We start from the raw sequence: 13,259 nt of genomic DNA, 5'->3' as shown, positions 1-13,259 counted from the left end.
AATTCAATTCGTAATTCGTAATTCTTAATTCGTAATTAAATGAAGAGAATCGCCATACTTGGCTCCACTGGCTCCATCGGCACACAGGCCCTGGAGGTAATTAAAGCAAATCCGGAAGCATTTGAGCTGGAGGTGATCACCGCCCACAGCAACGCCGACCTCCTTATACAGCAGGCGCTGGAGTTTAAACCGAATGTAGTTGTTATCGCCCGCGAAGACCTATATGAACAGGTGGCGCAGGCGCTGCAGCAGGAGGATATTAAAGTATATGCCGGCAGCAAAGCCCTGTGTTCGGTAGTAGAAATGGGCACTGTAGACATGGTGCTGACCGCCATGGTGGGCTACGCCGGCCTGCTGCCAACCATACATGCCATCAAAGCGGGCAAGCAGATTGCGCTGGCCAACAAAGAAACATTGGTAGTGGCCGGACAGCTCATTACCAGTCTTGCCAAAGAGTATGGCGTAAACATTTACCCCGTAGACTCAGAGCACAGCGCTATTTTCCAGTGCCTGGCCGGGGAGTTCCACAACCCGATTGAGAAAATCATACTTACCGCGTCCGGTGGGCCGTTCAGAGGAAAGACCGCAGCAGAACTGGCCGCTGTCACCAAGGCGCAGGCCCTCAAGCACCCGAACTGGGACATGGGAGCAAAAATCACCATCGACTCCGCATCTTTGATGAACAAAGGGCTTGAAGTGATTGAAGCGAAATGGCTGTTTGGGTTAAGAAATGAGCAGATCGAGGTGGTGGTGCATCCGCAGTCAATCATCCATTCGTTGGTGCAGTTTGAGGATGGCTCCATCAAGGCGCAGCTCGGCCTGCCCGACATGAAGCTCCCGATACAATACGCCTTAGGGTATCCGGAGCGTCTCAAGTCTGATTTTCCGCGCTTCAGTTTCCTGGATTACCCGCAGCTTACCTTTGAGCAGCCCGACCTGAAGACTTTCCGTAACCTGCAGCTGGCTTTTGATGCCATGGAGCGAGGAGGCAACATGCCTTGCATTTTAAACGCTGCTAACGAGGTGGCCGTCAGTGCTTTTCTACGCGATGAGGTTGGGTTTCTGCAGATGCCCGACATCATCGAAAGCTGTATGGCAAAAGTTGCGTATATTGCGAATCCTTCTTACGAAGACTATGTTACTACAGATGAAGAAGCCCGTAAACAGGCTGCAGCATTCTTAAACAAATAAACTATACTTTCTGTTGCCTTTGCCAGCAGCACTATTAACTCAGAAATTTTTCTTTTTAGATGGATATATTGATCATGGTGGGCCAGCTCATACTGGGCCTCACAATTTTAGTAGGTTTACACGAGCTGGGGCACATGCTAACGGCCAAGTGGTTCGGAATGCGGGTGGAAAAGTATGCAATCGGCTTTCCGCCAAAGGTTTTCGGGAAGAAATTCGGAGAGACAGAATACATGCTGGGCCTGATTCCGTTGGGCGGTTTCGTGAAAATTTCCGGTATGGTGGACGAGTCGATGGATACGGAGGCGCTGAAAGAGGAGCCGAAGCCGTGGGAGTTCCGTGCAAAACCAGCCTGGCAGCGCCTGATCGTGATGATGGGCGGCATTATTGTAAACGTAATTACGGGTATTGTTATTTTTATCGCCTTAACTTATACTTATGGGGAGCAGTACATTCCTGCTAATGAAGTAAAGTATGGCGTGGTAGCCAATGAGTTGGGCCAGGAAATTGGTTTTCAGACAGGCGATAAAGTAGTGGCCGTAAACGGAAAAGAACTGGAGCGCTTTGAGGATGTACGCTCAATGGATGCTTTACTGGGCACCAATTCCTACTATACCGTGGAGCGCAATGGCCAGCTGGTAGACCTGAAAGTGCCTGTAGACCTGATGGATAAACTGGCGGACGACAAAAATCAGGTGTTTTTTGTTGAGCCGCGCCTGCCGTTTAAAGTTGGCCAGGTGGTAAAAGGCAGTGCCGCAGCCAAAGCCGGTCTGCAGCCAGATGACTATATTACCATGGTGAACGGCGAGAGCGTGAAGTTTTTTCATGAGTTTCAGGAATCTCTGAAAGCCAATGCAGGCAAGGCGATCACTATGACTGTGGAACGCAACGACAAGCTCGTAAAGCTGAAGGCAGAGGTTGGCGAAGACGGAACTGTCGGTTTTCAGCCGGTGCCGTTGCTGCAGACAGCCACCAAACAATACAGCTTAGTAGAATCCATCCCGATGGGTACAGATCAGGCCTTTAGCGTGATTACAGCTAACCTGAAAGGTTTCGGCAAAATATTCCGTGGCGAGGTGTCGGCTTCTAAATCGCTGAGCGGCCCGATTGGTATTGCCCAGATTTTCGGCGATACGTTTAACTGGTATAAGTTCTGGAGCATTACAGGTATGCTCTCGATGGTACTGGCCTTTATGAACTTCCTGCCGATCCCGGCACTGGACGGTGGCCATGTGGTGTTTCTGACCTATGAGATGATCAGTGGCCGCAAGCCGTCTGATAACTTTTTGGAAAATGCTCAGAAAGTGGGTATGGTTTTATTGTTAGGCTTAATGGCATTTGCTATCTTTAACGATGTATTTAAGATAATCTTCTAACCAAGATTTTTCGCATGAATTCCATCGTAAAAGCAACCCTGACAAACTTAATCTTTATTTTAGTACTTGCATTTAACCAAGCTGAGGCTTCAACTTCAGTTTGGCCTGAAAATATAAACCTGAACGCTGTCGCTGCACCAAGCGACAGCGTGTACCAGGTACAGCAGGGCGATACGTACTACAGCCTTTCGCGCCGCTTTAATGTGCCGCTGGACTCTTTGCAGCGCTGGAACAAGAACATCCTGCAAATCGGGCAGACGTTGTACCTTATTAATCCTAATAAGAAAAAGCAGTTAGCTTCCACAAAGGCTTCGGCTGCCAAACCAGCTCCGGTAGCAAAGGCTGCGCCAGCTAAAACACCTGCAGCAACAGCTTCTACGGCTGCAAAACCTACTCCGGAAAAAGCTGCTGCTACACACAAAACCGTAGAAAGTACTTCTGCTTTTCCGGCTCCGGAGCCTAAACCGGCAGCTTATAAAACCAAGAGCCGCATTCTGGTAGTGCCTTTCGATCCGCATTTATACTTTTCAGACGCCGATTACGAGATTGCGCGTCAGTCTCGGATACCGCGCCAAAACGTGCGGCACGTATTCAGAGGAAGGTTAAATGCGATGCTGGCTCCGCAAGGCTATGAAACCATTCATTTGCTAGGCGGTGTGTACCGCGATAGTGTGAGCGAATTGAGCCGTTTGTATAAGTCTCTGAACTATGCTTACTCCGATAACAAACAGTCTAGGTACAACCACCAGCCAACTGTGAAGGAGGATAAAGGTGGCATGCTGAACTGGGTGAAAGATCAGAAAGATAAACTAAGTATAAAAGGAGAGCCAGCCGTGCTGCCCGTAGCACAAGATCCTAACAAGCATTTTGGAGTTACTGTTAAAGACCCGGACTTTTTTAGCTATTTCAACAACCAGTACGGCATTGATTACTACGTTTTCATTAATCAGTTTGAGGTGCAAACTATCTATGAAAACTGCCTGGACCGTGCCGCCCAAAATTACCAGCGCGACTTTACCGTGCACTACAGCATCTACGACAGTAAAGGAGAGCTTATTTCCGGTAACAAGGTTAAAGTACCCTACGAGTCTAACATCAACGATGTGCAGCGCATTGTAAGCGACAGTATGCCAAACATGGCCAAACGCGTACTTTCAGACCTGCCTACTGCTAAGAAGTAAACAAGCTAGCTGCAGGAAACTGGTACTACATTTGCTGGCGTTTACCTATTTACAACTTAACTCTACATGAAGTATAAATTCCTGCCTTTTTTGCTGCTGTTGTTTGTAGCCGCATTTGTACAGCCTGTTGCCGCGCATGATTACCATGCCAGCATTGCCGATGTACGCTTTAACCCTCGCACGCAAAGTCTGGAGGTTGCCGTAAAGGTTTTTATGGATGATCTGGAGGATGCGCTTTCCCAAAGAAACAAAACCAAAGTAGTATACAGCCATACTTCGGAGCAGGTTAAAAAGTACCTGAGCGATTATCTGGCAACCAACCTGGTGCTGGAGGTAGAAAAAGGAAAGCCTTTGAAGCAAAAGTTCTTAGGCTCCGAAGAAGATGCTGATGTAGTTTGGATGTACCTGGAGGTGCCGGTACAGCAAGAGGCGTTGCGACAGCTTTACGTGAAGAACGCAGTACTTACCGAGCTGTTTTCCGACCAAATGAATATTGTAAATATTAACTACAAAGGCAAAACAGAAAGCGTACTGCTGCAGCGTGGCGAGACACAGAAAAAGATAGCGCTATAGTATAATTAGAGCAAGAGTATAAAGAAAGGCTGAGTTTCCGGTGAGGAGGCTCAGCCTTTTTTACTTAATAAAAGTTGTTAGATATAAACACCAGTACAACTAGTAGAGCAAGAAGTATAATTGTGCCGATGAATATGTTATACATGGCATTTTTACTCTTTCTGGAGAATTTCCAGCCTTTTCTGGCGTCATAAAACTCGCCGTACCTTCTGTATTTGCTGCCGGTAAGCTGCCTGTGCAGGGCATAGTATAGCCAACGGGTAGAAGCGCCCAAATGCTCCAACAGCAGCGAGCCTTCTATAACGTCATCTAACATGGCTGTTGTAGTGTAAGGTTTAAAGCGGACTCTTATACTTTGTGCTTAGGTAATGTAGGAAGATTTGCTCCTAATTTCTGGGCTTGATAATGATAAACTCTACGCGGCGGTTAATGCGGCGGTCTTCTTCGGTTACTTCCTGGCGGATAGGTTTGCTGCTGCCGTAGCCAATAGCGTCAATGCGGTCGCTGCCGATGTTTACCTTGCGCTCTATGTAACGCTTAATGGCATCTGCACGGTCCTGGGAGAGGGTGAGGTTAAAGTCAGGGTCTCCGGCGCTGTCGGTGTGGCCGGCAATTTCCAGGCGGTGCATCGGGTGGTCGATCATAAAGTACGCTACCTCGTCCAGTATCGGCTCCATCTCCTGGGTAATATCAGACTGCATCGGCTCAAACTCAATGTTCTCAAACACCATCGGTATACTATAATCAATCACCGACGTCATAAAGTCTATGGATGTATCGCCTCTGAGTTCCAGTTCCCGCTCAATTGTAAAGAAGTCGGGGCTTTGGATCAGGATCATGTAACGGGTATTATCGATCAGGTTAAACTCAAAAGAGCCGTCTGGCCGAACATACTTGCTGGAAATCTCCACGCCATTGTCAAGATCAATAACGGAGACAACCGCCGACATGGGTTTGTTAGTTACTGAATCTGTGAGGGTGCCTTCCACTTTTGTTACAGCCAAAGGATGTGCCTCCATAGGAAGCGGAAAGGAGTAGAGGTCCAGGTTTTTTATGTCGTTGGCCTCCGAGCGGGCATAATATAGGTTTTTAGAACCAGCGTCTATGGTAAAATAATACTCGCTGCCACGGCCATTTACCAGCGGGCCTATATTGCGCGGCTCCTGCCAATGCCCTTGCACCAGGTACGTTTTGTAGATATCAAAATCGCCAAAGTTGTTGAGCTGGCCACGCGAGCTAAAGTATAAAACCTGGAATTTAGGATGCAGGAAAGGGCTTACCTCACTTTCGCGGGTGTTAATGACCGGGCCCATGTTCTGGGCCGGAGCCCAACTGCCAGATTTGGTTTTGTGGGTAAAGTAGATATCCGAAAGGCCAAAGCCGCCCAAGCGGTCAGAGGCAAAGTATAGCGTGTCTTCCTGCCGTGATAAGGTTGGCTGAGAATCCCAGGCAGGGCTGTTTACATTAGCTCCCAGGTTTTTTATCTCGCCCCAACTGCCGTCTTCCTGGCGCGTGGCCACGTAAATATCGCAGTTGCCGTAGCTATTTGGGGCTTCGCAGCGGGCAAAGTATAGCGTTTTTCCGTCGTGGCTCAGGCAGGCCGATCCCTCATTATAAATGCTGTTGATAGGCTTACCAAACGATTGTGCCTCTTCCCAAAAGCCATTGTTCTGCTTGCTGTAAAACAGGTCTTCATTGGCCCGGCTCTGCAGGCCGCCCACATTGCGCTTGGATGTAAAGATGAGTACCTCGTTCTCGTCGTTCAGGGTCGGGCCGTAGTCTGCGTAAGGCGAGTTAATGGCATTGCCCATGTTCACGTACACGCCCTTCGGCGGCTTAAACGTGGCAATAGATTTACGGTACTCCACCAACTCATAGTAATAGTTTAGCGGTACGTAGTAGTTTTTGGTGTTCTGCTCAAGCGAGTCGTAATAAGACATCACCTTTCTTACATCCGCGCGGTGGTGTTTAAGTACAAGGCGGTAAAGTGCTTTGGCTTTTTCTTGGTTGCCCTGGCGCTCCAGCAGCTGGCCCAACCGCCAGAGTAACTGCGTGTCTTTGTAGAAGTTCTGAACACCGAAGTTATGCACGTACTCCTCCAGCAGCGGCAGAACCTTGCCGTATTGCTTACGTTTCTCGAGCCTATGTATAAGAGATAGCTTCTTACGGTCGTGATAGTAAGAGAATTTGTTTAAATTGGGAAAATCAAGGTGAAATTCAGGGTCTGGCTGAAGCTTACTGACTTGAAGGTTAGCCTCGGACAGATCTTTGGGGTCTACGTGTTTAATTTGCTGTGCCTGTAACAGAGTAGGTTGCAGGAACGTGAGCAGTAAAAATACCAACAGGAACAAGCGTTTCATCAGCGATGCAATTTTGCCCAACGCTCAAAGATATTAATTTTGCGCTATATTATTGTAAATGTGTTTTCGGTTAGTGCTATTTTTTTGTGGGATAATGGGTACAAACCCTAAACCGGACAAATCAACAGCCCAATAGCCTTGGCACAAGACTTGAACAATAACAGCGAGGTAGGAAAACCGGGGGAGAAACGGTGTTTTTCTGCCAAAATGGCACTGAACTAAAATATGAACCAAACATTTAAGCATTTTCTGCAAAACCTGCTTCTTAGCAGCGCTTCAGACGAAGACAGCTTGGAGCTGATACCTGTAATTACTGCCGAGATAGAAGACGACATGAAACCTGTTGACCTGCCGGACGAACTTCCGATACTGGCAGTGCGCAATACGGTGTTGTTTCCGGGTGTGGTGCTGCCAATTACGGTAAGCCGCAAAAAGTCTGTGAAACTGGTGCGAAAATCGCACAGCGGCGGCAAAATTATTGGGGTAGTGGCGCAGAAGAATACTATATCCGATGATCCAACGGCCGAAGACCTATACCACGTAGGTACTGTGGCAAAAATACTGAAGATGCTGGTACTGCCTGATGGCAACACAACCATCATTATTCAGGGGCAAAGCCGCTTTCAGATAGATGAGGTAACGCAGGAGGATCCGTACCTGGCGGCTAAAGTTAGCCTATGCGAGGAAACTCCGATGGACAAGAAGAGCAAAGAGGTGAAGGCACTGGTGCAGTCGTTGAAAGATGCGGCCGCTAAAATGCTGAAGCTGAACCCTGAAATACCGCAGGAGGCACAGGTGGCGCTGGATAATATTGATAGCCCAAGCTTTTTAACTCACTTCCTGTCGAGCAACCTGAATGTTGAGGTGGCCCAGAAGCAGGAGCTGCTGGAGGTAAACGACGGCAAAGAGCGCGGCACACAGCTGCTGGAGTTCATGCTGCGCGAGATCCAACTGCTGGAACTGAAGCAGGAAATCCATTCCAAAGTACACACCGATATAGACCAGCAGCAGCGCGACTACTTTCTGCGACAGCAGATAAAAGTGCTGCAGGATGAACTGGGGCAGGAGGGGCCGGACCAGGAGATAGAGCGATTCCGGGAGCGTGCCAAGAAAAAGAAATGGCCGGAAGCTGTTGCCCTGCACTTTAAAAAAGAGATTGATAAGCTGGGGCGTTTAAATCCACAGGCAGCCGAGTATCCGGTGGCGGTAAGCTACCTGGAGTTTCTGCTGGACCTGCCCTGGAACGAGCATACCAAAGATAACTTTAACCTGAAGCGCACCAAAAAGATACTGGACGCAGACCATTACGGCCTAGAAAAGGTAAAAGAGCGCATTCTGGAATACTTGGCCGTACTTAAGCTGAAAAACGATATGAAGGCACCGATTCTGTGCCTTTACGGACCTCCGGGCGTGGGTAAAACCTCGTTGGGCCGTTCTATTGCCAAAGCTTTGGGCCGCAAGTATGTACGCATGTCCTTGGGCGGGGTGCGCGATGAGGCAGAGATCCGTGGCCACCGCCGCACATATGTAGGCGCCATGCCAGGCAAAATCATCAGCCAAATCAAGAAAACAGGCTCTTCTAACCCGGTAATCATTCTTGATGAGATTGATAAGCTGGCTTCTGATTTCCGTGGCGACCCGTCTTCAGCTTTGCTGGAGGTGCTGGACCCGGAGCAGAACCATACGTTTATGGATAACTACCTGGATGTGGAGTACGATCTATCCAAGGTGTTATTCATCGCGACGGCTAACTCACTAGAAACCATACAAGCAGCCTTGCGCGACCGTATGGAGATCATTGAGCTGACCGGTTATACTTTAGAGGAGAAAACCGAGATTGCCAAGCGCCATTTAGTACCCAAGCAGATAGCCGATCATGGGCTGGAGCCGGACGATGTAAAGGTGCCAAAAGCGACTATTCAGAAGGTGATAGAAGACTATACCCGCGAATCAGGCGTTAGAAACCTGGAGCGCAAGATTGGGCAACTGGTGCGTAACACGGCCAAGCAAAAGGCGATGGAGGAGGAGTTTGCCAAATCCATCAAACCGGATGAAGTAACCAAGATTCTGGGCTCTGAGATTTTTGACAAAGAAATCTACCAGGATATTGATACTGCTGGCGTGGTAACCGGCTTGGCCTGGACATCAGTTGGCGGAGATATTCTGTTCATCGAAAGTATACTTAGCCGCGGCAAAGGCAAGCTTACACTGTCGGGCCAGTTAGGCGATGTGATGAAGGAGTCGGCTATGACGGCCATTTCATACTTAAAAGCACACGCCGAGCTGCTGGATATAGATTACCGCCTGTTCGACCAGTACGACCTGCACATACATTTTCCGGAAGGCGCCGTGCCGAAAGACGGTCCATCGGCGGGTATAGCCATTTTTACCTCCATTGCCTCTGTGTTTACGCAGCGCAAGGTACGGGCAAGGCTGGCGATGACAGGTGAGATTACGCTTCGTGGCAAAGTATTGCCGGTGGGAGGTATAAAAGAGAAGATTCTGGCGGCCAAGCGTGCCGGTATCACAGATATCATACTTAGCCAAAAAAATAAAAAGGATATCAACGAGATTCCGGAGCAGTATATTAAAGGCGTTACTATACATTATGTAGACCGTGTGGACGAGGTGGTGAAAATCGCTCTTCTGAAGGAGACGGTGAAGCATCCGCTGAAGCTGACGGTGCGGGAAGAGAAAGTTGAGAACGAATAACTGTTGATTGCTACTAATTGTTGAGTGGTTAAAATTATTTGGTACTGTGGAGACGCAATATTTTGGGGCTTTTACACTTGCTGAGCAGCAATAAATCAACCATTCACTCAATCACTCATTCGCTCATTCAAAATTGGAATCCCCATGAAAACCGCTGCCCTCATACTTTGCACGCTGCTGGGCCTTGCGCTCACGGCACAGGCGCAGGTGGGCGGCCAGCGGGGATTTCCTTTCCTGGAATTACCAGCCAGCGCTAAGCAGGCGGCTTTAGGCGGAGTAAACGTGACGGCAGGAGGCCATGACGTAAACATGGTATCAGCTAACCCAGCTTTGTTAAACCAGGAGATGGACCAGCAGGTGAGTGTGAGCTACGTCGGCTATTTGGCTGATATCAGGCAGAGCCATGCTGCGTACGCCTTCAACTCTAACAAACTGGGGCGCTGGGCGGCAAGTATAAACTACCTCAGTTACGGGGATTTTGTGCAGCGCGATGCCACAGGTACGGAGCAGGGTGCTTTCAACGTAAATGATTATACTTTGGCGATTACCCATGCCCGTGAAGTAGAGGCTTTTACGATTGGCGCAACTGCAAAAGTAGCTGTGTCAAGTATAGCCGGCAACCAGGCAGTAGGTATTTTGGCAGATGCGGGCGCTGTTTTTAAGCATCCGGAGAAAGATTTTACGGTTGGCTTAGCCTTCAAAAACGTTGGTTACCAGGTAAAGCCATTCGATAGCGGAGAGCGGCAGCAGATGCCCTGGGATGCTCAATTGGGCATTAGCTATAAGCCGGAGCACATGCCTGTTAGGCTCTCGCTCACAGCACACCGCCTGTACCAGTTCGATATTGTGTACCTAGACCCTAACGCGCCGGGAAAGCTGGATGAAAACGGCAACGAAGTGAAGGAGGAGAAGCAACTGGGCGATAAAATAGCACGGCACTTTGTGGCAGGAGCCGAGTTTGTGTTCAGCAAAAACTTTCAGCTGCGGGCCGGTTACAACCACCTGCGCCGCAAAGAACTTCGTTTAGACAGTAAAGCAGGAGGGGCGGGATTTTCTTTGGGAGCCATGCTGCGGGTTAGGAGCTTTGAGCTGAACTACGGGAGTGCCTTTTTTCATCCGTCTGGTGCCACACATTACATCACCATTGCCACTAATACCGGCTCGTTCCTTAAAAAGAAGAGCAGTTAATAACCAAACGGCACTATGGCTTGTATTAGCAATAGGCCGGGTTTGATTTATAAACACAAGAAGAAGACATGTTAGATAATATTGCATCGTTAACGCCAGCCCAGATTGTAGCAGAGCTGGATAAATATATCATTGGGCAGAAAGACGCCAAGCGAAACGTGGCCATTGCGCTGCGTAACCGTTGGCGCCGCATGAACGCCGATAAAAGCATCCAAAGTGATATTGTACCAAACAATATCCTGATGATCGGGGCGACAGGTGTGGGTAAGACAGAGATCGCCCGCCGACTAGCCAAGATCGCCGATGCGCCTTTTACCAAGGTAGAGGCCTCAAAATTTACAGAAGTTGGCTATGTGGGCCGCGACGTAGAAAGTATGGTTCGCGACCTGGTGGAGCAGTCGGTGAACATGGTGAAGCAGAAGAAAAAGGAGGAGGTGAAGCAGAAAGCCGCCGAAGTGGTGGAAGACATCATACTTGACGCGCTGATCCCGCCGATTCAGGGGCGTTCTACGCCATCGTTCTCTACTACGGCGGACCCGAATGCCATGCCGGACAACGACTTTGAACTGAACGAGCGCACCCGCGAGAAATTCCGTGAGAAGATACGTAACGGGGAGTTGGAAGACCGCAAAATCGAAATCAAGGTACAGCAAAGCTCCATGCCGGGCATGGGCGTGATGGGGCCGGGTATGGATGAGGCTTCCATGATGAACATCCAGGAGATGATCAGCGGCATGATGCCTAAGAAGACCAAAAAGCGCAAAGTTAGCATTGCGGAGGCGCGAAAAATCTTATTGGAAGAAGAGGCTTCTAAGCTGATTGATATGGATGAGGTGAAGGAGGAAGCCATTTTTAAGGCAGAAAACTCAGGCGTCATCTTTATCGATGAGATTGACAAAGTAGCGAGCTCCAGCAAAAAAGGCAGCGGTCCGGACGTGAGCCGCGAAGGTGTGCAGCGCGACCTGCTCCCGATTGTGGAAGGTTCCACGGTGAACACCAAGTATGGCATCATCAATACCGACCATATTCTGTTTATTGCCGCCGGTGCGTTTCATGTGGCTAAGCCATCCGATCTGATTCCAGAGCTTCAGGGCCGTTTCCCAATCCGCGTGGAACTGGACAGCCTGACCAAAGACGACTTCTACCAGATCCTGAAATTCCCGAAAAATGCGCTTACCAAGCAGTATGAGGCGCTGCTGTCGGCAGAAGAGGTGGAACTGAGTTTTAACGACGAATCCCTGGACGAAATCGCTTCTATTGCCTACGAGGTAAATACTGAGGTGGAAAATATCGGTGCCCGCCGCCTGCACACGGTCATGAGTCGCCTGCTAAACGATATTCTGTTTGATGTGCCGGACAAGATCGGAGCCAATGCCCACATCCTGGTTACCCGCGAAATGGTGCAGGAGAAGCTGTCTGGCATGGTGAAAAACCGTGACCTGAGCCAGTATATACTATAGTTAGAAAGTTAGAAAGTTTGCCTGGTGCGGAAGTCACTTCCGTGCCAAAGTATAAAAGCAGGTCTGCGACTTGCATGAGGAATAAAAAGCCAGTGTTTCTGCTAAAGCAGAGGTGCTGGCTTTTTGTTTTGGCTGTGGTTTTATACTTTAAACAAGTATAAAGAATGGCTGCAACTACCAAGCGCAATGTTGGGTCAGGGATGAAGTTGTTGTATTTATGATCAGCAATAACAGTTACAGCAATGTAAAAGATGAATCATGTCAACTAACCTTTCCAGCGTATGTATCCGTAATCCTAACTCCCAACCTTTTAACTTCCTGACTTTTTAACTTTCTAACTATGAACATCTATATCATCACCGGAGCCAGCAAAGGCATAGGCAAGGCGTTAGCCGAGGAACTGCTGAAGGACGAGAATAACCATGTAGTGGGCGTATCGCGCACCTGCAGCATCAAACACCCGAACTACCGCCACCAGCCCCTCGATTTTTCTGACATTGAGGCTGTAGAACATAACCTGCAGAAAGTTTTCCTGCCTTACAAAGATGCCGAAAAGCTGGTGCTGATTAATAACGCAGGTGTGCTCGGAGACATCGGCTACGTGGGCGAGGGAATGCCTAATGAGCGGTTTGAGTTTGTATTTGATGTGAATGTGATTGTGCCAGCCATGCTGATGAACACTTTCTTAGAAGTATACAAGGAGCAGCAGGCGCAGAAGGTAGTCGTAAATATTAGCTCGGGTGCAGGCAAGTACCCCGTAGATGGTTGGGCCAGCTACTGCGCATCCAAAGCCGCCATGGATATGCTGTCGCATACAGTGCAGCTGGAGCAGGACAAGCGCGGCACCGGAGTAAGAGTGTATGCACTGTCGCCGGGGGTAGTGGATACGCACATGCAGGAACAGATCAGGGAAAGTGACGCTAGCCGTTTTAGCACCGTAGAAAAATTTCGGGATTATAAAGCCGATAACGAATTAGCCTCGGCAGAAGAAGTAAGCATAAAGATTGTCAATTTCCTGAACAGCATCAACAAGTTTACAGAAGTGGTAGTGTCTGTGCGAGATATGTAGTTCTGGTAAAATTCTTATTTTGAGCTGCTTACTTTCAATATACGCTTCGTATCCATCCGTTTTCTGCTAAATAGGTATGTAATGACATAGGGTTTTTATATATTTTGCTAATTGTCTGAAGATATGCATATTTGGTACAGTTATGTGTTCAC

General features: G+C 48.7%; 10 protein-coding genes. 8 read left to right on the top strand and 2 right to left on the bottom strand.

Annotated elements, in window-relative coordinates:
• Window positions 1-39 precede the first annotated feature (39 nt).
• The 4 genes from Q1B04_RS02305 (at window position 40) to Q1B04_RS02290 (ending at window position 4,318) form a co-directional block, all read left to right on the top strand.
• Window positions 40-1,191, top strand: coding sequence for a 1-deoxy-D-xylulose-5-phosphate reductoisomerase (locus Q1B04_RS02305; protein WP_299755055.1), 1,152 nt, complete (start codon window positions 40-42; stop codon window positions 1,189-1,191).
• Window positions 1,192-1,250: 59 nt separating this feature from the next.
• On the top strand, window positions 1,251-2,564 hold the full coding sequence (rseP, locus tag Q1B04_RS02300) for an RIP metalloprotease RseP (RefSeq protein WP_299755052.1): 1,314 nt from the start codon (window positions 1,251-1,253) through the stop codon (window positions 2,562-2,564).
• A 14-nt stretch (window positions 2,565-2,578) separates the two neighbouring features.
• Window positions 2,579-3,745 (top strand): LysM domain-containing protein, encoded by a 1,167-nt coding sequence (locus Q1B04_RS02295; protein WP_299755049.1) that lies wholly within the window; start codon window positions 2,579-2,581, stop codon window positions 3,743-3,745.
• A gap of 66 nt (window positions 3,746-3,811) precedes the next feature.
• The gene (locus Q1B04_RS02290) at window positions 3,812-4,318 is read left to right on the top strand and encodes a DUF6702 family protein (protein ID WP_299755047.1); all 507 of its coding nucleotides are present in this window, start codon (window positions 3,812-3,814) and stop codon (window positions 4,316-4,318) included.
• Between the two features lie 64 nt (window positions 4,319-4,382).
• On the opposite strand, the gene Q1B04_RS02285 is transcribed toward Q1B04_RS02290, so the two are convergent.
• Window positions 4,383-4,634 carry a hypothetical protein gene (locus tag Q1B04_RS02285; RefSeq protein WP_299755045.1) on the bottom strand — a complete coding sequence of 84 codons (252 nt, stop codon included), beginning with the start codon at window positions 4,632-4,634 and terminating at the stop codon, window positions 4,383-4,385.
• A gap of 70 nt (window positions 4,635-4,704) precedes the next feature.
• Window positions 4,705-6,678 carry an OmpA family protein gene (locus Q1B04_RS02280; RefSeq protein ID WP_299755043.1) on the bottom strand — a complete coding sequence of 658 codons (1,974 nt, stop codon included), beginning with the start codon at window positions 6,676-6,678 and terminating at the stop codon, window positions 4,705-4,707.
• A gap of 225 nt (window positions 6,679-6,903) precedes the next feature.
• On the opposite strand from Q1B04_RS02280, the gene lon reads away from it, so the two are divergent.
• From lon to Q1B04_RS02260, 4 genes are all read left to right on the top strand, one after another.
• Window positions 6,904-9,390 carry an endopeptidase La gene (gene lon / locus Q1B04_RS02275; protein WP_299755040.1) on the top strand — a complete coding sequence of 829 codons (2,487 nt, stop codon included), beginning with the start codon at window positions 6,904-6,906 and terminating at the stop codon, window positions 9,388-9,390.
• A gap of 144 nt (window positions 9,391-9,534) precedes the next feature.
• Window positions 9,535-10,578: a type IX secretion system protein PorQ gene (gene porQ, locus Q1B04_RS02270; RefSeq protein ID WP_299755037.1), complete on the top strand. Its 1,044-nt coding sequence runs from the start codon at window positions 9,535-9,537 to the stop codon at window positions 10,576-10,578.
• A 68-nt stretch (window positions 10,579-10,646) separates the two neighbouring features.
• Window positions 10,647-12,038 (top strand): ATP-dependent protease ATPase subunit HslU, encoded by a 1,392-nt coding sequence (gene hslU, locus Q1B04_RS02265; RefSeq protein WP_299755034.1) that lies wholly within the window; start codon window positions 10,647-10,649, stop codon window positions 12,036-12,038.
• A gap of 340 nt (window positions 12,039-12,378) precedes the next feature.
• Window positions 12,379-13,107 (top strand): SDR family NAD(P)-dependent oxidoreductase, encoded by a 729-nt coding sequence (locus Q1B04_RS02260; protein ID WP_299755032.1) that lies wholly within the window; start codon window positions 12,379-12,381, stop codon window positions 13,105-13,107.
• Window positions 13,108-13,259: the final 152 nt, after the last annotated feature.

The organism is uncultured Pontibacter sp. (assembly GCF_947495565.1).
Lineage (GTDB): Bacteria > Bacteroidota > Bacteroidia > Cytophagales > Hymenobacteraceae > Pontibacter.
The sequence above is the reverse complement of the archived record's forward strand: the minus strand, read 5'-3'. Positions and strand labels throughout refer to the sequence as shown.

Coding starts and splice junctions, on each gene's coding strand:
- Q1B04_RS02305 (WP_299755055.1), top strand. CDS start 40: ATGAAGAGAATCGCCATACTTGGCTCCACTGGCTCCATCGGCACACAG.
- rseP (WP_299755052.1), top strand. CDS start 1,251: ATGGATATATTGATCATGGTGGGCCAGCTCATACTGGGCCTCACAATT.
- Q1B04_RS02295 (WP_299755049.1), top strand. CDS start 2,579: ATGAATTCCATCGTAAAAGCAACCCTGACAAACTTAATCTTTATTTTA.
- Q1B04_RS02290 (WP_299755047.1), top strand. CDS start 3,812: ATGAAGTATAAATTCCTGCCTTTTTTGCTGCTGTTGTTTGTAGCCGCA.
- Q1B04_RS02285 (WP_299755045.1), bottom strand. CDS start 4,634: ATGTTAGATGACGTTATAGAAGGCTCGCTGCTGTTGGAGCATTTGGGC.
- Q1B04_RS02280 (WP_299755043.1), bottom strand. CDS start 6,678: ATGAAACGCTTGTTCCTGTTGGTATTTTTACTGCTCACGTTCCTGCAA.
- lon (WP_299755040.1), top strand. CDS start 6,904: ATGAACCAAACATTTAAGCATTTTCTGCAAAACCTGCTTCTTAGCAGC.
- porQ (WP_299755037.1), top strand. CDS start 9,535: ATGAAAACCGCTGCCCTCATACTTTGCACGCTGCTGGGCCTTGCGCTC.
- hslU (WP_299755034.1), top strand. CDS start 10,647: ATGTTAGATAATATTGCATCGTTAACGCCAGCCCAGATTGTAGCAGAG.
- Q1B04_RS02260 (WP_299755032.1), top strand. CDS start 12,379: ATGAACATCTATATCATCACCGGAGCCAGCAAAGGCATAGGCAAGGCG.